Source organism: Streptomyces sp. NPDC055189, assembly GCF_053606765.1.
The window spans coordinates 39927-58938 of record NZ_JBSGSG010000009.1 but is presented as its reverse complement, the minus strand read 5'-3'; the positions used below and the strand labels follow the sequence as shown (position 1 = coordinate 58938).

The 19012-nt window shown below is 70.9% G+C and carries 13 protein-coding genes; 3 read left to right on the top strand and 10 right to left on the bottom strand.

Annotated elements, in window-relative coordinates; all coding sequences use genetic code 11:
* Window positions 1–27: 27 nt before the first annotated feature.
* The 6 genes from ACWFR3_RS09205 to ACWFR3_RS09180 all read right to left on the bottom strand — a co-directional run bounded on the left by ACWFR3_RS09205 (window position 28) and on the right by ACWFR3_RS09180 (window position 10030).
* Complete coding sequence (locus tag ACWFR3_RS09205) at window positions 28–1572, bottom strand: RNA polymerase sigma factor (protein ID WP_453733934.1); 1545 nt, start codon at window positions 1570–1572, stop codon at window positions 28–30.
* Between the two features lie 418 nt (window positions 1573–1990).
* Window positions 1991–2878: a FadR/GntR family transcriptional regulator gene (locus ACWFR3_RS09200; protein WP_453733933.1), complete on the bottom strand. Its 888-nt coding sequence runs from the start codon at window positions 2876–2878 to the stop codon at window positions 1991–1993.
* A gap of 161 nt (window positions 2879–3039) precedes the next feature.
* Window positions 3040–5100, bottom strand: a complete 2061-nt coding sequence (locus ACWFR3_RS09195) for an ABC transporter ATP-binding protein (protein ID WP_453733932.1) — start codon at window positions 5098–5100, stop codon at window positions 3040–3042.
* 190 nt (window positions 5101–5290) lie between these two features.
* Complete coding sequence (locus tag ACWFR3_RS09190) at window positions 5291–6052, bottom strand: NUDIX hydrolase (protein ID WP_453733931.1); 762 nt, start codon at window positions 6050–6052, stop codon at window positions 5291–5293.
* A gap of 153 nt (window positions 6053–6205) precedes the next feature.
* Window positions 6206–8110 carry a glycogen debranching N-terminal domain-containing protein gene (locus ACWFR3_RS09185; RefSeq protein WP_453733930.1) on the bottom strand — a complete coding sequence of 635 codons (1905 nt, stop codon included), beginning with the start codon at window positions 8108–8110 and terminating at the stop codon, window positions 6206–6208.
* Window positions 8111–8602: 492 nt separating this feature from the next.
* On the bottom strand, window positions 8603–10030 hold the full coding sequence (locus ACWFR3_RS09180) for a DUF4192 domain-containing protein (RefSeq protein ID WP_453733929.1): 1428 nt from the start codon (window positions 10028–10030) through the stop codon (window positions 8603–8605).
* A gap of 133 nt (window positions 10031–10163) precedes the next feature.
* Here ACWFR3_RS09180 and ACWFR3_RS09175 point away from each other — a divergent pair, with 133 nt between their 5' ends.
* Both ACWFR3_RS09175 and ACWFR3_RS09170 read left to right on the top strand, forming a co-directional pair.
* Window positions 10164–12353, top strand: coding sequence for a RecQ family ATP-dependent DNA helicase (locus ACWFR3_RS09175; protein ID WP_453733928.1), 2190 nt, complete (start codon window positions 10164–10166; stop codon window positions 12351–12353).
* A 213-nt stretch (window positions 12354–12566) separates the two neighbouring features.
* Window positions 12567–13205: a hypothetical protein gene (locus ACWFR3_RS09170; protein ID WP_453733927.1), complete on the top strand. Its 639-nt coding sequence runs from the start codon at window positions 12567–12569 to the stop codon at window positions 13203–13205.
* Between the two features lie 293 nt (window positions 13206–13498).
* Here the strand turns inward: ACWFR3_RS09170 and ACWFR3_RS09165 are convergent, their stop codons facing one another.
* From ACWFR3_RS09165 to ACWFR3_RS09155, 3 genes are all read right to left on the bottom strand, one after another.
* Complete coding sequence (locus tag ACWFR3_RS09165) at window positions 13499–14173, bottom strand: hypothetical protein (protein ID WP_453733926.1); 675 nt, start codon at window positions 14171–14173, stop codon at window positions 13499–13501.
* Window positions 14174–14250: 77 nt separating this feature from the next.
* A complete protein-coding gene (locus ACWFR3_RS09160) occupies window positions 14251–14952 on the bottom strand; it encodes a ribonuclease HII (RefSeq protein ID WP_453733925.1) in 702 nt (233 codons plus the stop codon).
* 47 nt (window positions 14953–14999) lie between these two features.
* Window positions 15000–15614: a TetR/AcrR family transcriptional regulator gene (locus ACWFR3_RS09155; protein WP_453733924.1), complete on the bottom strand. Its 615-nt coding sequence runs from the start codon at window positions 15612–15614 to the stop codon at window positions 15000–15002.
* Window positions 15615–15740: 126 nt separating this feature from the next.
* On the opposite strand from ACWFR3_RS09155, the gene ACWFR3_RS09150 reads away from it, so the two are divergent.
* Entirely contained in the window at window positions 15741–17297 is a 1557-nt protein-coding gene (locus ACWFR3_RS09150; protein ID WP_453733923.1) for an MFS transporter, read from the top strand.
* Window positions 17298–17356: 59 nt separating this feature from the next.
* Here the strand turns inward: ACWFR3_RS09150 and ACWFR3_RS09145 are convergent, their stop codons facing one another.
* Window positions 17357–18838, bottom strand: coding sequence for a DUF4153 domain-containing protein (locus ACWFR3_RS09145; RefSeq protein WP_453733922.1), 1482 nt, complete (start codon window positions 18836–18838; stop codon window positions 17357–17359).
* Between the last annotated feature and the right edge of the window lie 174 nt (window positions 18839–19012).

Below are 19012 nucleotides of genomic sequence, written 5' to 3'. Positions count from 1 at the left end.
CGGGTCTTCCTTGTGGAGCGCTGGTGACTAGTCGAGGTAGTCGCGCAGGACCTGCGAACGCGACGGGTGACGCAGCTTCGACATCGTCTTCGACTCGATCTGACGGATGCGCTCACGCGTCACTCCGTAGACCTTGCCGATCTCGTCGAGGGTCTTCGGCTGGCCGTCGGTGAGACCGAAGCGCATGGAGACCACGCCCGCCTCACGCTCGGACAGGGTGTCGAGCACCGAGTGCAGCTGCTCCTGAAGGAGCGTGAAGCTGACCGCGTCGGCCGGAACGACCGCCTCGGAGTCCTCGATGAGGTCACCGAACTCGCTGTCGCCGTCCTCACCCAGGGGGGTGTGGAGGGAGATCGGCTCGCGGCCGTACTTCTGGACCTCGATGACCTTCTCCGGGGTCATGTCGAGTTCCTTGGCCAGCTCCTCCGGGGTGGGCTCGCGGCCCAGGTCCTGGAGCATCTGGCGCTGCACGCGCGCGAGCTTGTTGATGACCTCGACCATGTGCACCGGGATACGGATGGTGCGGGCCTGGTCGGCCATGGCGCGGGTGATCGCCTGACGGATCCACCATGTGGCGTACGTGGAGAACTTGTAGCCCTTGGTGTAGTCGAACTTCTCGACCGCGCGGATCAGACCGAGGTTGCCCTCCTGGATGAGGTCCAGGAAGAGCATGCCGCGGCCGGTGTAGCGCTTGGCCAGGGAGACCACCAGGCGGAGGTTGGCCTCCAGGAGGTGGTTCTTGGCGCGGCGCCCGTCCTCGGCGATGATCTCCAGCTCGCGCTTGAGCTTCGGTGCGAGCTTGTCGGCGTTCGCCAGCTTGTCCTCGGCGAACAGGCCGGCCTCGATGCGCTTGGCGAGCTCGACCTCCTGCTCCGCGTTGAGGAGCGGGACCTTGCCGATCTGCTTCAGGTAGTCCTTGACGGGGTCGGCGGTGGCACCGGCCGCGGCGACCTGCTGGGCCGGGGCGTCGTCCTCGTCCTCGTCGGACAGTACGAAGCCTGCCTGGGGACCCTCTTCCGTGGACTCGCCCTCACCGGGCTTGCCCTTGGCGGGCGTCTCCTCGGTGGCCTCGTCGTCCACCATCTCGTCGTCCTGCTTGGACGTCTTCTTGGCCGTCGCCTTCTTGGCGACGGTCTTCTTGGCGACGGCCTTCTTTGCCGTCGTCTTCTTGGCGGCGACCTTCTTCGCGGGCGAGTCCTCAGCTGCGACATCTACGGCCGACGCCTCGGGGGCGGCGGTCGCGGTGGCCTGCTTCGCTGTGACCGTCTTGGCCGCGACAGTCTTGGTCGCGGTGCGCTTGACCGGGCTCTTTGCTGCGACGCTCTTGCGGGGGCGCTTCGGCTCCGCGGCACTGACCATCAGCGTCACACCCTCTTCCTCGAGGATCTGGTTGAGGCTGCGCAGAACGTTCTTCCACTGAGTGGCCGGAATCTGGTCAGCTTCGAAGGCACGACGCACGTCATCGCCGGCGATCTGCCCATCAGCCTTTCCCCGCTCGATGAGCGCCATGACAGAGACGGATTCGGCGATCTCCGGCGGGAGCGTACGGGATGTGCTGGCCGACACGAACAACCTCTCGGAACGTTGGAAAACGGCTTCCGGCCCCGTCCATTGTGGACCAGGACCGACGACCGACGACTGGGGATGGGCCGACGGCGCAGGCGGGCCGGGGAGCTACACAGCGCCGCGAACGACTGCTGTATTCCCTCCTCGGCTATCACCTCTTAGGTCATCGCGCTGCCCCGAGGAGCGTTACGCCCAATCTACGTGGCCCGAGTCACACCCCGTAAGCACTCAAAAGCTGCCAGATACGGTCAGAAGTGTCCAGACCTAGGCTCTGGCGGCCGCCCGGACGGCAACAACCGCGTCGCCGGGCTCTGACGGATCCCCGAGGAACCCGCAGAGGCCCGGCGACAGCACCGCGCCAACTGAGTGATGAGGTCGGGCCGCGAGGCGCATGATCCGGCCGTACGGACGCAGACCCGGCCCGTCAGTGCTCGCGGGGGGCGGGCACGACGCGCTCCACCTCAGGGTGGACCGTGAGCAGCTGGCGCATGGCAGCCTCGGCGCCGGGTCCGTCGCCCGCTCCGAGAGCGTCGACGATGCGCGAGTGGTGGACCAGGGACGCCTCGGTGGGGCGGTCACAGCCGGTGATCGGACCGCCCGAGACCTGGAGCGCGGCCGAGACGATCCCGGACAGGTGCTCCAGCATGCGGTTGCTCGCGAGCTGGATGAGCAGCGAGTGGAACTCCGCGTCCGCACGGGAGAAGGTGATCCCATCGCCCTGGCTCAGGGCGTGGCCCATGATCTCGACCATGTCGGCGAGCCGCTGCTGCACCTCCTCGCGGCCGTGGCCCGCGGCGAGCCGGGCGGCGAGGGGCTCGATCGTCCAGCGAAGCTCACCGAGTTCGCGGCGCTGGTCGTCGCGCTGCGGCCCGAAGGCACGCCACTCGATGATGTCCGGGTCAAGGAGGTTCCAGTCGCTGACGGGGCGCACGCGCGTGCCGACATTGGGCCTGGCGCTGACCAAGCCCTTGGCTTCGAGCACGCGCAGCGATTCCCGGACGACGGTGCGGGAGACCTCGAAACGCTGGCCGATCTCCTCGGGGACCAGCGGGCGGTCGGCGCCCAGGTCACCGGAGACGATCATCTGGCCGAGCTGCTGGACGAGTTGGCCGTGCAGTCCACGGCCGCGGCTGCCTGCGGTGCGGCGGCCGACGCGGCCGAGATCCTGGTCGGCGCTGTCCCACGAGGGAGCGACGACGCGATCGGCACCGTGGGCCTCCGCGTAGGGGTAGCGGTCGAGTTCGCCCGGGCCGGCGAGGCCGGAGTCGGCGGAGCGGGCGGCGGTCATCATGGTGTGCGCAAGGGTACTCACGGAACCTTTGTCGGCGTCGCTCCCAAGTCCCTTGAGGTCTTTGGTGAAAAGCACACGAAAGGGTGATCGCTTACCCCGCCGCAATTGACGCCTTATCGGAAAGAAGTGGCCGTTCTGCGAGGAGTTGTGCGCAGCGCGGGATCAGAAGCGCCGGGTGGTCGCTATCGGGCCCTGGTTCGCATGCCCGTGAGCAGAAATGCGCAGAGCAGAGCGGTAACGGACAACATCAGCGCACTGCCCACAGGTTGGGCCACCATCCGGACTCCACCGGCCAGATATCGCTCGACGCCGAACGGCCACTGCACCAGAGCGAGGTCGCGCAGCCGCCCCGGCAGCCCCGCCGCCGATCGCACAGACGGTCCCTCCAAGGCCTTTTGTACGAGCGGTACGACGACGATCGGCACCGCGAGAACGGCGGCCAGGCCGGCGGCCGTGGACCGGAAAACCCCTCCGGCGAGCACCCCCGCCCATGCGCAGCCCGCCACCAGGGCGATCCAACTCGCGCTCAGTGACAGCCAGTCAGCGGGAACTTTCGCGACCTCGTCTCCGTATACGAGGTGGAGCAGCGCGCCGTCGGAGACCAGGACGAGCAGGCTCAGCAGGAGCGCGGTGGCCGCCGCGACGATCAACTTGGCGCACAGCAGCCCCAAGCGGCGGGGGACGGTGCCCCGGTCGACGGCGAGTGCGGGGTGGCGGAACTCCTCACCGAAGGCGAGTGCGCCCAGTAGCCCGGCGCCAAGCGCCGCGGGCGGCAAGGGTAGTTCCCGGGGCCACGCAGCGAGCAGGAGCGGCTGTGGCGTGTGCCCGCTCCTGGCGAGGAAGACGCAGAGGACGGCAGAGACCACGAGCACTGCGGCCGTGGTGAGGTACCCGGTGCCGATGCCGGCGACTCGGCGCAGCTCGTAGCGCAAGGGGCGGAGAGGGCTGCGGGCAGGACGGATCGAGATGGGGGGTGGCAAGGGGGCTGGGTCCACGGCCGCCCGCGGGGCGCCTGCGCCTGTGCCGGTCGAGTCTGTGGTGGCGAGGGGGATGAGGATCTTGGTCGTAGCCGCGGTCTCGGTCTCTGTCTCGGCGCCGGTCTCGGCGCCGGTCTCGGCGCCGGTCTCGGCGCCGGTCTCGGTGCCGGTCTCGGTGCCGGTGCCGGTCTCGGCCCCGGCCCCGGCCTCAAGGTCAGTACCGGTACCAGGATCGGTACCGGTACCAGGATCGGGCAGCACATCGGCGACTGCAGCCGACCCACCCTCCACCGAATTGAGTCCTGCCGGGCTCTCTTCCGTCCCGCCCGTAGCAGCCGCCCCAGAGGTTTCGATTACGCGTTCGGGCGCTGGCGCGGGCGCCGCGGCTACAGGCCCCGCATCCCCGATCTCGTCGGCGAGTTGATGGACGAGGATGCCGTGGCGAAACGCCGTCTCTCCGATCTCGGCGCAATGGCTGCCGTATACCGAAAGCCGGTTCCCGTCCTCCTTCACCACCTCGATCGAACGTTGCCCGGCACGGGCTTCCTTGGACAGCAGCGCACCGAGGCGTGCAGCGTGCGGGCTGCGCACCGCGACCCGGGGGCGCAGCCGGGTGCGGGCGAAGTCGCCGGCTTCCTGGTCGGCGACCAGACGGCCCGCTTCCAGCGTGACGACCCGGTCGGCGGTCCGTGCGGCCTCCTTGGGATCGGCCGTGGAGAACAGGACGGTTCCCCCCTGGGTGGCGTGCGCGCGCAGAACGCTGTGCAGCCACGTGGCCTCCCGCGCCGAGAGCCCGTCTGCGGGACCGTCGAGGACGAGAGTGTGCGGGTCGGCCAGGAGCGCGCAGGCCAGGCCGAGGCGGCGGTCCATGCCGCGCGAAAGCATGCCGAGCCGCTGATCGCGGAGGCTGACGAGACCGACCACTTCGAGTACGTCGTCGGCCCGCTGGACGGGCACACCGACTGCGGCGCACAGCATGCGCAGCTGGCCGCGGACCGTGCGGCCGGGGTGCCCCGGCACCTCCCCCAGAAGGACTCCCACCTCGCGCGACGGATGCGTGATGCGGTGCAGCGGGCGCCCTCTGAAGTAGGTGACTCCTCGGCCCTGTTGGATTTCGAGCATCAGCCTCAGCGCCGTCGTCTTACCGGCGCCCTGCGCGCCGAGCAGCGCCGTGACACGGCCTGTTCGCGCCTCGAAGGACACGTCGTCGACGGCGGGCGACAGCTCCTGACGTGGATTGCTGGTCAGTCCGATGGCCTGGATCATCGCTTCTCTCGCGGGATGTGCGACCGCTCGGCGGCCGGGGTCAGTCCACCGGGTCGGGGGCGGATGAACCCCGTGGGTACTTCAGCAAGATAACGCGATATTTCCGTCATTTCGTTCAGGGTGCGGGCCGCGGGTGTCCATCACGTGTCCGGACCGGCAGTTGACCAGCACGTGCCCCGCGGCGCGGGCCTCAGACCTCGGGGCGCAGCATCGGCGGGTTGAGCAGCGTCGCGCCGCCCGCACGGAAGAGCTGGGCGGGTCGGCCGCCCTGGCGGGTGGTGGTACCGCCGGTGGGGACGAGGAAGCCCGGTGTGCCCGTCACCTTGCGGTGGAAGTTGCGCGGGTCGAGCACGACGCCCCACACGGCTTCGTACACCCTGCGCAGCTCACCGACGGTGAACTCGGGCGGGCAGAAGGCCGTCGCGAGGGAGGAGTACTCGATCTTCGAACGCGCGCGCTCCACGCCGTCGGCCAGGATCTGAGCGTGGTCGAAGGCGAGCGGCGCCGCCTGCTCGTCCTCGCGGCCGTATCCGCCCTGGTGGAGCAGCGCCTCGACCGGCGCCCAGCGCGCGCTGTTCGCGTCACCGCCTGCCCGCGGCGCGGGCAGATCGGGAGCGAGCGCGAGATGGGCGACGCTGACGACCCGCATCCGCGGATCGCGCTTGGGATCTCCGTACGTGGCGAGCTGCTCGAGGTGCGCGCCGTTCGCCTGGACCGGAGTGTCCGGATCATGCGCGCGCAGCCCCGTCTCCTCGACCAGCTCCCGCGCGGCGGCCGACGACAGATCCTCGTCGTCGCGCACGAAGCCACCGGGGAGCGCCCAACGCCCCTGGAACGGCGGCTCCCCCCTCCGTACGGCAAGCGCGCAGAGCGCGTGACGGCGCACGGTCAGCACGACCAGATCGACGGTGACAGCGAAGGGCGGGAAGGCCGACGGGTCGTAGGGCGACATGCCGCGATCATAGTCGTCTGCCTGACGATAAACAGCTCCTCCGGCAACCGATCCCGGCGGGATTCACCGGCTCCCGCGTCAGGTTCGCGCCACGCCTGCCGCACGTCCCCCTCGCATGCGTCGTGCCCCAGCAGCAGATCCCTTTCCCGTGCGTCACACCCCCAGCTGCAGCCCCTCAGCGGCCTCCTCGACCATGGCGAGACCGAGCCTGCTGACCCGTACGGAGAACGGAGCGCCCGCGACGCGCAGCGCCGTCAGCCCCAGCTCCCCCAAGGGTGCGCCGCGGACCGGGCTGAGCGTCACCGTGCGCGACGGGGCGTCGGGCCGGATCCCGGCGAGCCCCGTGATGAGGTGCACCCCGGCGGCTGCGGCGGTGGCCGCCGGGCGACAGGCAGCGGGGTGCGGCAACGGAGCACCACCCTCCGCACGCTGCTCCCCCGCGTACATCTCGGGCAGCCGGTGGCCGAACGCCTCGGCCGCCGCCAGCACCCCTCGCAGCAGTCCACCCGCCTCCTTCTCGTAGCCGGCGGCGGCCAGACCCGCGACGGCGACCGCCGTCTCATGGACACGGACCGCTCCGCCCCGATGCCCGAACGGGTTGTACGCGGCTTCCTTCACGCCCAGGCTCCGCAGCCCCCATCCCGAGTCCATGGCGGGCCCTCCCAGCAGCCGGGCGAGCTGCTCGGTCTGCACCTTGTCCAGCAGCCCCGCCGCGAGCACGCCCGACCCGAGCAGACCTGTGTCGAGGAGGTGGGCGGCACCGCCGGTGAGGAGGGGCACGGGGCGGCCGTCGGCCAGAAGGGCTGCCGCAGGCCGCCCGCCCGTCCGGTCCTCCACCCAGAACTTCTCCCGGAAGGTGTCCCGCAGCCGCTCCGCCCACTGCCGCAGCTCGGTGGCGCCCGACCGGCCGTGCGCGTCGAGCAGGTCGGCGCCGAGCAGCGCGGCCCGGTGGGCATGGGCCTGGGTCTCGCAGCGCGCGGGGCCGCCCGGATACGGGTCCGGCAGGTGTTCTCCGTCGCCGGCCGCCGCAAGCAGCCACCGCAGACAGCGTTCGGCTGCCGGGAGCAATTCCTCCGTCTCCGGCGCCGAGAGCCCCCAACGCCACGCCTCCGCCAACAGCACCGGGAAGAGCAGCGTCGCCTCGACCCCCGTGCATCCGGGCGGCAGATGCGGTCCCGCGTTCCGCAGCGGCCCGGGGATCATGCCCGCCCGTGGTCCTTTGCCCGCGAGCTGACGGCGGGCAAGGGTACGCAGCGTGCCCACGGCGATCCGCGTGCCCAGCGGCAGCGCCATCCGGGCGGCAGCGAGCGCCTCGGCCGGCGCGAGACCGCAGCGCCACGGCGCCCCCGCGGCCAGGTGGACGTCGGTCGGGTGCTCGGGGTCCCGCATCAGCAACGCCTGGAGATCCTCCACGGATCGGTCCAGCAGGGCCCGGGCCCCGGGATCGTCGCCCGCGGCCCGCGCCGTGGCGAGGGAGCGCGACGCCCCTTGCCCGACCGCTCTCACAGGACCCGCACCCTCCGGCCGGACCCGCAGCTCCAGGCTCCAGGTACCGCCCGGCGGCAGCTCCACGTCCCAGCGCAGCAGTCCTGCGGAGGCCAGTGCGTCCGCGGGCGCAGGGTGCGCGGTGACCAGACAGTGGCCCGCGGGCGAGGACCAGCGCATGCCGGAGTCGTGGACACTGGCGGGCAGTTCGGGACCAGTGTTGCCGGACGCGACCGTTCCGAGCTCCGCCAGGTCCGTGCCGAGCGACACCTCTACGGGCAGCCGCAGCGGACGGCCTGCGGCGCTGCGCAGGAGGATCCGCTCCGTGCCGTCCGCGTGCCGGGTCCGCTCGACGACCACGTCCGGATCCGGGCCACCGTCCGCGAACGGGCGCAGCGTCGCGACGAAACGGGCACTGTCGGCCGAGAGCATCCGGGCCTGCACGGCGACCGGATCGCGCCCCGCCACCCGCACTTCGCAGCGCGACAGCAGCCTGCGCCCCGCGCGGTAGAAACCCTCGAGTCCGCGGCCGGTCAACTGCCCCTGGTCCGAGGAGATCGCGAGCGCGGGCATGGCGACACAGATCAGTGCGGCGTGCGCGGGCGGCAACTGCGCGGGACGGCGCGGCGCTGGAGCCTGCCCACCGGACAGACGCGGTGGAGTCGGCGCGGGGCGCTGGCGCCCCTCTCTGCCGGAGGCACCGGAGGCAGGGCCGGAGACAGGACCGGAGGCACCGGATACAGGAGACGAGGCGGGCCGGGGCATGAGGCGGCTTCTTCCGCGCTGTCCGCGCTACGGGGAGTCGGAGGTCGTTCGGCGGCCCGATCCGGGCACAGGTACCGCCACTCAGGTGAACGGACCGGCCCCTCCCGGAGTCACGCCCCGAGGCCGGTAAGCCACCCGGCCGGCCCCTGACTTCCGCGTACGGCATCCCCACCGGCGGCCATCGCGCCCCAGCCCTCCGATCCGTCCTCCGACCCCTCCTCCGATCCCTCCCTTGATCCGTCCCTTGATCTGCCCTCTGTCGTGACCTCCAAATTGCCCTTCGGTGCCGAAGCCCCGCGTTCACGTGTCGTTCCTCGCCGCACGCCGGATGGTGCGGCGGCGGTTCTGCGGTCCTGTGCTCGGCCTGTCGGTGGACCGTGCGCCGCTGCCGCCCTTCGGGCGTGCGGGGCGGCGGCGTAGTGGAGCGGCGCCGACCGGCTCTCCCTCAGAGTCCAGGGCCCCCGCAGCGCGCGGCAGTTCGGTCTGGGCCTCCTCTGCGTCACGTCCGGTGCGCTCCCTGCGCAAACAGCGGCGGATCGGTTCGGGGTCCAGATCCCCGGTGCAGGCATGGTGCAGGAGCTGCGCAAAGGTGTAGCTGGGGTCGGCGCACAGCGCCATGTCCAGTGCTTCCTGCCCCTCCGTGGTGTCGCCGAGGGACCAGGCGACCCAGCCCGCCAGGGACAGGGGCGCAGCGGCGTGCTCTCCGTAGGCGCCGACGCAGCGACGGGCCAGCGCCCTCCAGAGACGAAGCGCTGGTGTCGCGACGTCGCCTTCCATCCACTCCGCCGCCCGATCGCGTGTCGTACGGTCCTGCAGGCCGAGGATCAGCGCTGCGGCCTCGTCGTGCGCGAGAAGTTCGTCGTCCTGCAGATCCGCCTCCAGCCTGTCGCTGACCGGCGGCGCGTCGGTCATCCGCCCCATGATCCTGCGGGCCAGGTCGAGCGTGTCGGCGGCGACCTCCCCGTGCCCGCCCTCTTCCATGATCCGGCGCACGATCTCCATGCCCGCCGCATCGAGAGCGGCCTCCTGATGAGGTGCGGCGGCCGATTCCCATGGCGTGAGCCGCGCCCGCATCTCCCGCGGCGTGACGCCCACCTGGACGCCGGCGTAGGCCGTGGCCGCGGCCAGGACCGACGTGCCGGGCCGCAGCAGCGGTACGCCTTCCGGCGGGCAGCACTGCTCGTTCGGGCAGCAGTAGGTCCAGAAATGGCCCGCGGTGATGCACACGACCTCGAACACGGGGACGTCGAGGCTTCCGCAGGCGGTGCGGAGCACTTGCGCCAGCGGGCGCAGGCGCTCCATGACCTCCCGTCCCGATTCGGCGCCGACGGGCTCCGCACACAGGAACGCGACGATGCCGTCAGGCCGGGCCCCGCGCCGCTCGCAGCCACCCACCAGACACTGCGCGAGCTGCTCCGCGATGGGCGGCCAGTCCTCCGCGCGCCCCGGAATACCGAGGCGCACCCGTCCGCCGAACCGCCCCCGCTCGCCGTGCAGAGCAATGAGGACGACGCTCTCCTCGGGCCGGAACCCGAGCAAGTACGGGAGCGCGTCCGCGAGTTCGGCCGGAGTGCGCAAGGTGACCAGGGTCTCGCCGACGGAAGCGATGGTGTCGATCGGGTCGACGGAGCCGGTGGAGCCGGTGGAGTCGCCTGAGCCGGTGGAACTGACGGCGTCGGCGGAGTTGGTGGGATCGATCGGGTCGTTGTGCTCGCTGTGGTTCGCCATGCGCCGACTCTCCCGCGGATCACCAGATTCCGGTTTGGCCTGTGGATAACTACGGACAGGGGCACGCCAAGAGTTATCCACAAGCCGGCGGACCCGTTCGCCGAATGTCAGACCCATCGGGTTGCATGGGGGCATGAGCAACGAAGAGCTGCGCACGGCGGCCGATGCCGTACTCGCCCGCCTCGTCGGCGGCCCCGCGCCCGCGAACGGCGAGGCGCCACCGTCGGACGGTCCACGACTGCGCGAGGACCAGTGGCGCGCGATCGAAGCACTGGTCGCCGACAAGCGCCGGGCGCTTGTCGTGCAGCGCACGGGTTGGGGAAAGTCCGCCGTGTACTTCGTCGCGACCGCGCTGCTGCGGGAGCGGGGCAGCGGCCCCACCGTGATCGTCTCCCCGCTGCTCGCACTCATGCGCAACCAGGTGGAATCAGCCGCGCGAGCCGGAATCAGCGCCCGCACGATCAACTCCTCCAACACGGAGGAGTGGGAGACCATCCAGGCCGAGGTGGCCTCCGGCGACGTGGACGTCCTGCTCGTCAGCCCGGAGCGGCTGAACAACCCGGACTTCCGCGATCAGGTCCTGCCCAAGCTCGCCGCGGCCACCGGCCTGCTCGTGGTCGACGAGGCGCACTGCATCTCGGACTGGGGCCACGACTTCCGGCCCGACTACCGACGGCTGCGCACCATGCTCGCCGACCTGCCGCCGGGGGTCCCCGTTCTGGCCACCACCGCGACGGCCAATGCGCGTGTGACGGCCGATGTGGCCGAGCAGTTGGGTACCGGCGGCAGCTCGGACGCGCTCGTGTTGCGCGGACCTCTCGACCGGGAGAGCCTGAGCCTGAATGTGCTGCAACTGCCCAACGCGGCGCACCGGTTGGCCTGGCTCGCCGACCACCTGGACGAGCTGCCGGGCTCGGGAATCATCTATACGCTCACTGTCGCGGCCGCCGAGGAGATCACCGCCTTCCTCCGGCAGTGCGGGCACACCGTCGCCTCGTACACCGGAAAGACGGAGAACGCGGACCGGCAGCAGGCCGAGGAGGACCTGCTCGCCAACCGTGTGAAGGCCCTGGTCGCCACCTCCGCCCTGGGGATGGGCTTCGACAAGCCGGACCTCGGCTTCGTGGTGCATCTCGGCTCCCCCTCATCGCCGATCGCCTACTACCAGCAGGTCGGCCGCGCGGGCCGCGGTGTCGATCACGCGGAGGTGCTGCTCCTTCCGGGCAAGGAGGACGAGGCGATCTGGAACTACTTCGCCTCGCTCGCCTTCCCGCCCGAGGAGCAGGTCCGGCGCACGCTGGACGTGCTGGCACAGGCGGGAAGGCCGCTGTCGCTGCCCGCCCTGGAACCACTGGTCGAACTGCGCCGGTCACGGCTCGAGACAATGCTCAAGGTCCTCGACGTGGACGGCGCGGTCCGGCGCGTCAAGGGCGGCTGGATCTCCACGGGGATGCCCTGGGCATACGACGCCGAGCGTTACGCCTGGGTCGCCAAGCAGCGGCAGGCGGAGCAGCAGGCGATGCGTGACTACGCCACGACTCCCGGCTGCCGCATGGAGTTCCTGCGGCGGCAGCTGGACGACGAGGGAGCAGCCCCCTGCGGCCGCTGCGACAACTGCGCGGGCGCGCGCTTCACCGACGCCGTGTCCTCCGGTGCGCTGGACACGGCACGGGGCGAGCTGGTCCGCGCGGGTGTCGACGTGGAACCCCGGAAGATGTGGCCGACCGGGCTCGCCGCGGTCGGCGTCGACCTCAAGGGACGTATCCCTGTGGGAGAGCAGGCAGCCCAAGGACGGGCCTTGGGGCGGCTCTCGGACATCGGATGGGGCAACCGGCTCCGGCCGATGCTCGCCCCGCAGGCTCCTGACGGACCCGTGCCCGACGACGTGGCGAATGCCGTGGTCGGTGTCCTCGCCGACTGGGCCAAGGGCCCCGGCGGCTGGGCCTCGGGCAGCGCCGACGCCCAGGCGCGGCCGGCCGGAGTCGTGACCATGTCGTCGTATACGAGGCCCCAGCTGATCCAGACCCTGGGCGCGCGGATCGCCGAGGTGGGCCGCCTGCCGCTCCTCGGCTCCATCGAGTACGCCGCCGGAGCCGATACGGCACATGTACCGAGGAGCAACAGCGCGCAGCGTCTGCGCGCCCTCGACGGAGCGCTGACCGTGCCCCCTGAGGTGGCCGCGGCACTCCAGGAAGCGGGCGGTCCCGTTCTGCTCGTCGACGATCTGACGGACAGCGGCTGGACCCTGGCAGTGGCCGCTCGCATGCTCCGACGGGCCGGAGCCAAGGGGGTGTTGCCGCTGGTCCTGGCTGTACAAGGCTGACTCAAGCGTCAAGGCGCGGCGCCGTGGGCAGGGATATAGGTGGCGCATCGTCAGATACCGGTCGGCGGACCCAATTGCTCGTTGCCGCAGGGCAGTACGACGGGAAGAATTGGAACCGCTCCCCGCGCGCCTTCCCGTGGTCCGGCAGGGCTGTGCCGCGGTGCGCTCCACAGTCCGACCCCGCCCTCTGGGCGCGTAGCCGAAGGGAGGACCGTGACCTTCGGATTCTCTCCGTCCGGTGCGGCATCGATGTCGGAGTTCTCGACATCGGCTGAGCTGTCCGCCGATTCCGCCAACCGACTGGCCCGGATGCTCGAGCCCGCGGAGTGGTCAGCCGCGGGAATCCCACTGCTGCGCAATCCGCGTGAAGTCGTCAGTGGCCTGCATGCCCGGCATCGCCCGACGCCCGCGACAGCCGTCGTCGCCGTGCTCGATCCGGAGGAACGGCTTCGGGCGAGCGCTTCGTTCACCCGACGGCCGAGCGCGGCGGACGGCTGGGTGTTCCGTAACGCGCTGCTCGCGCAGCTGCGTCGGGTCATCCCGCACGACCTGCGGCGCCGCACTCCGGTGCGTACCGCCGTCCTGCTCTACTGCCGTGACGGTGACGCGCGTTGGACGCAGGAGGACGGGGCGTGGATGTGGGGGCTGCGGGACGCGTGCACGCTGCACGGCCTGCGGTGCGGCGCCTACATCACGCTGACCCGCGACGGCTGGCAGGTGCTCGGCGAGGGCCGTGGCGGCCGTCGGCCGAGTTCCGGCTCACGCCCCGAGGCCTTCGCCGAAACCGATCCCCCACCACCACGCACCGGCGGCGCCGCGTCCGACGTACTGCGCCGAGCGGCGGCGCGCTGAGGCGCCCTCCGGCCTGCCGCACCAAGCGGGACACCGCGAGGCGGGGCGGGCTACCGGCATGGGCCGGAGCACGCCGTCACCCGTGTCCCGCGAACGCGACGCACACGCACGTACGCACACGCCCGTACGAGCACAGCTCGAGCCAACCCGGCCATGCCACGGACGCCGACCACCCGACACCGACCACCCCGACACCGTCCACCCGCCCTCGGGCATCCGGAACCAGACCTCAGGCACCAGACCTCAGGCAGTCGAAGCCGGAGCACCGCAGCGCAGGTGCCGGACAGTGAACGTCAGACGCCTGCGCCCAGCATCGCGTTGATCCGCTGCGGGTCTCCGCAGACGATCAACAGGACTCCGGCCCGGGTGAGCGCCGTCGGCAGTGCGCCGACCGCGGTCTCCTCGCTGCCGCCATTGATGGCGACGACGACCACGGGACGGGACACGGCACGGTTCAGGGCGGCGGCGTCGGCGTAGAAGACGTCGTCACCCGCATCGTGCTGGGCCCAGTAGGAGGCTTCGCCGAACGACAGCTCGTGCGTGGCCCACGGGTGCGGGTCGCCGGTGGTGATCACCAGGACCTCACCCGGAGCGCGGCCCGAGTCGAGCAGCAGGTCGACAGCTTCCTCGGCGGCGTCGAGCGCCCCCTCGGCGGAAGCCGGGATCAACTGGATCTGCGGAACCGAAGCACCGGCAGCCGTGGCGGAGCCCGCGGTGGAACCAGCGGGAACGGCGGAGGATCCGGAAGCAGCCGGGGCGGACGGCCCGGGCTGTGCGGCCGGCTCACGCGACGTGCGCTGCGCCGGCGGCGTCGGCCGGGCGGGGCCCGGTCGGCCTGGACGCGGCACGGCCGCGGGACGCGGGCCGGGTACGGGGCGGGGGGTCGGCGTGATGCGGCCACTGGCCGGGGTCACGCGGGGACCCTGGGCACTCTCGTGAATCTGAGGCTCCTCGGGACTGAGAGGCATGCGTTGTTGTCTATCAAATGCCGATGCGGGTCGCATCGGCGGGTGGCACATGAGTGCGAGTGGAACTGCCGGAAGCATCAGAAATCGAAGCCGAGCTGGCCCTCGATTTCCGGAACGCCTCCATCCGCCCAGCTGCGGGCCTTCTTGAGGTGCCGCCACTGGGGCAGCGCATCAAGATACGCCCACGACATCCGGTGGTACGGGGTGGGCCCCCGCTCCGCCAGCGCGGCCTTGTGCACCGGCGACGGATAGCCGGCGTTGGCCGCAAAACCGAAGTCTGCATGTTCGATACCCAGTTCGGCCATCATTTTGTCGCGCCGAACCTTGGCGATCACCGACGCCGCAGCGACGGCCACACAGGATTGGTCGCCCTTGATCACCGTACGAACCCGCCAGGGAATCCCGAGATAGTCGTGCTTCCCGTCGAGGATCACCGCATCCGGACGCACCGGCAGCGCCTCCAGGGCGCGCACCGCGGCGAGCCGCAGCGCGGCGGTCATCCCCATGTCGTCGATCTCCTCCGGCGAGGAGTGCCCCAGGGCATAGGCCGTGACCCAGCCCTCCAGCTCCCCGGCGAGCGTGGTGCGCCGCTTGGGAGTGATCAGCTTGGAGTCGGTGAGTCCTTCGGGCGGCCTGCGCAGTCCCGTGATCGCCGCACATACGGTGACCGGTCCCGCCCACGCGCCGCGCCCGACTTCGTCGACACCGGCAACGATCTTCGCTCCGGTGGTAGCGCGAAGGGAGCGCTCGACGGTGTGGGTGGGTGGTTCGTACGGCATGGCGCCAGACAGCGTACGCCGCCGCCTGCCACCCGCGACACCCAGGCCTACCGACGAAGCAGCGGAACCATGACTTGGTCGATCAGTTCGGTGAACTCTTCGTCCGCCCATTCGCTCCCGCACACCTTGGAGCGGTACATCATCATCGCCGGAAGGACGTCGCACACGTACGGGTCCATAGCCTCGGCGCGTACCTCTCCGCGCTCGACCCCACGGCGTACGACCTCTTTGATCAGCTCCACGCTCGGCCCGACGACTCCGTCGAAGATCACTCCGTGGAACCGCTCCGCAGTCACGCTGTCGCATTCGTGAAGCACGGCACGCAGAGCGAATCCGGGCCGCGAGAACATTGCCTCGCGCATCTGCCGGCACAGCTGCAGGAGATCTTCCCTGACCCCGCCGCAGTCCGGCGCGGAGTCGAGTTTCGGAAGACCGGCCTGCAGGGCGTCCACGACGAGGTCTTCTTTGGAGGGCCAGCGGCGGTAGACGGCCGCCTTGCCGGTCTGGGCGCCCGCGGCCACCCCCTCCATCGTCAGACCGTTCCAGCCGACGGTGCTGAGCTGCTCGAGTGCGGCTTCGAGGATCGCCCGTTCCAGTACGGGGCCCCGCCGGCGCAGGGAGGCCGTCGGAGCGGAGGCGGCGCTCCAGCGCGAAGTAACCATCGAAATCTCTCCGTTGAGCGAACGAGGCAGTGTTCAGTGAACGGTTGCGTTCACTGATGGGGAGTCACTACCGTTGACGGGACAGTGAACGGTGACGTTCACTAACGCACCTGTGGGGGATCCATAGTGACAACCTCTCAATTAACTCAAGATCAAAAGCCCGGAGCCGCACGCAGGGGAAGCCGGCCCGGAATCGCCCTGACCGTCATCGCGGCCTGCCAACTCATGGTGGTCCTCGATGCGACGATTGTGAACATCGCGCTCCCGCACATTCAGGACGCGCTCAAGTTCTCGACGACTGACCTCACTTGGGTCGTCAGCGCGTACACCCTCACCTTCGGCGGACTGCTGCTCCTCGGTGGCCGCGCCGGTGACATCCTCGGCCGCCGCCGCGTCTTCATGACCGGCATCCTGGTCTTCACCCTCGCCTCGCTGCTCGGCGGATTCGCCCAGGAACCCTGGCAGTTGCTGGCAGCGCGGGCTCTGCAGGGCGTAGGTGGCGCGATCGCATCGCCCACCTCCCTCGCACTCATCACCACGACGTTCCCCGAAGGCCCCGAGCGCAACCGCGCGTTCGGTGTCTTCGCGGCCGTCTCCGCGGGCGGCGGTGCCATCGGCCTGCTGGCAGGCGGCATGCTCACGGAGTGGCTCGACTGGCGCTGGGTGCTGTTCGTGAACGTACCCATCGGCATCCTGATCGCCTTCCTCGCCCCGCTCTACATCAGCGAGTCCGAACGCCATCCGGGCCGGTTCGACATCGCCGGCGCCCTCACGTCGACCCTCGGCATGGCCTCCCTGGTCTACGGATTCATCCGGGCGGCCGAAGACGGCTGGCGCGACAGTCTCACTCTGGGGTCGTTCGGCGCGGCGGTCGTGCTGCTCGTCGCCTTCGCCCTGATCGAGAGCCGGGCAAAGGAACCGATCACTCCGCTGAAGATGTTCGCCGACCGCAACCGCTCGGGCTCGTACGTGATCATGCTGAGCCTGGCAGCGGCGATGTTCGGCATGTTCTTCTTCATCGTGCTCTTCGTCCAGAACGTACTGGGCTACACACCGATCGAAGCGGGCCTGGCCTTCCTGCCGGTCACGGTCGCGATCGTGGCGGGCGCGGGCATCTCCCAGCGGTTGCTTCCGGTTCTCGGCCCCAAACCGTTCATGGTGATCGGCTCGGCCCTCGTCGCCGTCGGGCTCAGCTGGCAGACCTTCATCAGCCCGGACAGTACGTACGTGGGCGGCGTGCTCGGCCCCATGCTGCTGTTCGGCTTCGGCATGGGTCTGAACTTCGTGACCCTTACATTGACGGCTGTCTCCGGAGTGGCCCCACACGAGGCAGGCGCTGCGTCCGGCCTGCTCAACGCGACGCAGCAAGTGGGCGGTTCGCTCGGCCTCTCCATCCTGACCACGGTGTTCGGCACGGCGAGCCGGGACGAGGGCAAGGAACAGATGGCGGACTTCATGGCGAACGCGTCGCCGGAACAGAAGGCCGCCTTCGCCAAGACCGGTGAGCTGCCGGCGCCCTGGGGACACGAAGTGCTGTCCGAGGGAATCTCCACGGCCTTCATACCGGCCGTCGCCATGGCTCTGCTCGCCCTGGTCACCGCCGTGGTGCTGGTCCGGGTGCGCAAGAGCGACATGGACGCGCTGTCCGGTACGGCAAGCGCGGCGGGCCCTGCGGGCGGCTGACGGGGGCGCACGAGCCGGGCCGGTGGCCCCATCAGGCCACCGGCCCGCCAAAGCACGCCTCAGCGGTACGAGCTCTCCCGGTCGGACCCTTCACAGTCCCCCGGGGCAGCCTTGGGCGGCCGTTCCTCGATGATCTCCCTGGCGCGCGCCTCACCGAGACTGGTGGCGTACCAAGGCCCGCGCTCGGAACCGAGGCTGTTCGCGATGCCCTCAAGGGCGCAGGACCGCAGCGGCTCCGGCAGCTCGTCGATGGCCGGTGCGGCATCGGCGGACAGCCCGCGCGCGTACTCCAGGTCGAACTTCCCGGCGTCCTCGTAGCGCTGGACATTGCGCTCAGCGACAAGACCGTCGGGGGAAAGGAGCCCGAAGGCCAGCACACCGGCCGCCGCGCTCGCGGCAACGGCGCGCGGCAGCCAACGGGCGCCCCACACCCCCGCCGCCATGATCAGCACGATGACCAGGCCGAGCCAGAGCTCCACGGCCACGACGGACACCCGCAGCCGGGTCAGACCGTACGCATCGACGTACATGTCCATACGGCGCACCGCCGACGCCACGACGACCAGCGTGAGGGCGCAGAGCGTGCCGAGCACGGCCCGCACCAGACGACGGTCGCCGACCCCGTCACGCGGCGCCCAGCGCAGGGCGAGGACGATGACGACCAGAGTGAGCAGCGTGGCGAGCAGCAGCTGCCAGAAGCCCTGGCGCGCGTACGCGGCGTAGGAGAGGTCTGTCTTTTCCAGGACCGCGTCGTAGCCGCCGAAGAGCACCGCGAGCTGCACCACGTTGAACGCCGCGAACAGCAGGTTCAGGACGATCAGCGGCAGCGCCCACTCCACGCGGCCCCGCTCCCGGCCAGGACCCACGACGAGCCGGTCCCAGTGCACGGGCGCGGCAGCGGTGCGCGCCGCCGCGAGCGCTCCGAGGACACCGGCCGCGAAGAGCAGCAGGCGCCACGGCCCCTCGCCGACGGAGGCATCGGGCAGCAGATCGCCCAGCAGCCCCGCGAAGGCGGCATCGGCCCCGGCGAACAGTGCGCCGAAGACCAGCAGCAGCACGGCGGTCACCACGACCGCCCGCAGAATGGGCCCGCTCTTGGACCCGCTCGCGCGACTGCGCACCCCGTGCCAGCCCCAGGCCGGTCCCGAGAGCACCGCTTCGAAGAGCCCGAGCGGGCCGAGCAGGACGCCGGGCCAGGTACGGCAGCCGTGCAGGGCCAGCGAGCCGAGCGCGACGGCGGAGACGACGGCGAGGAACGAGGGCCAGGCCGCGTCACGCAGAGCCGGCACGACCAGCAGCCCGAGGCCGCCGATCGCCCACGCCAGCGTCCAGGGGCGCGGTCTGCGGCCTGCCTGCACGGCGGCGAAGTACGCGGCGAGCGCGGCCGGCAGGGCGACGATCAGCAGGTTGAGCGCGAGCCCGTCGCCGAGCAGCAGCATGCTCAGCAGGCCGGTCGCGGCTACCGCGCCGAGCGTGCCCGTCGGGATCGGACCGGGCGGTTCGGCCCGTAGGTCGGCCAGCAGGGGCTCCGGCTTGCCCACGGGGTACGCCCAGTCGGCATGGGGCCCCGGGTTCCCCCGAGCGGCACGCGGCCCGGGCACGGCGTCCTCGGGCTCTTCGACGGCCTCGCCGTCGCTGTCCGCTCGTGCACCTCTTGCGGGACGTCTCGCTGGATCTCCTGGCAGATCCTTCGGTAGTTCTTTCGGCAGATCCCT

Bases quoted from the DNA above. Each gene is read 5' to 3' on its own strand.
- ACWFR3_RS09195 (WP_453733932.1), bottom strand. From the start codon at position 5,100: ATGATCCAGGCCATCGGACTGACCAGCAATCCACGTCAGGAGCTGTCG.
- ACWFR3_RS09165 (WP_453733926.1), bottom strand. From the start codon at position 14,173: ATGCCTCTCAGTCCCGAGGAGCCTCAGATTCACGAGAGTGCCCAGGGT.
- ACWFR3_RS09160 (WP_453733925.1), bottom strand. From the start codon at position 14,952: ATGCCGTACGAACCACCCACCCACACCGTCGAGCGCTCCCTTCGCGCT.
- ACWFR3_RS09180 (WP_453733929.1), bottom strand. From the start codon at position 10,030: ATGGCGAACCACAGCGAGCACAACGACCCGATCGATCCCACCAACTCC.
- ACWFR3_RS09185 (WP_453733930.1), bottom strand. From the start codon at position 8,110: ATGCCCGCGCTCGCGATCTCCTCGGACCAGGGGCAGTTGACCGGCCGC.
- ACWFR3_RS09190 (WP_453733931.1), bottom strand. From the start codon at position 6,052: ATGTCGCCCTACGACCCGTCGGCCTTCCCGCCCTTCGCTGTCACCGTC.
- ACWFR3_RS09155 (WP_453733924.1), bottom strand. From the start codon at position 15,614: ATGGTTACTTCGCGCTGGAGCGCCGCCTCCGCTCCGACGGCCTCCCTG.
- ACWFR3_RS09175 (WP_453733928.1), top strand. From the start codon at position 10,164: ATGAGCAACGAAGAGCTGCGCACGGCGGCCGATGCCGTACTCGCCCGC.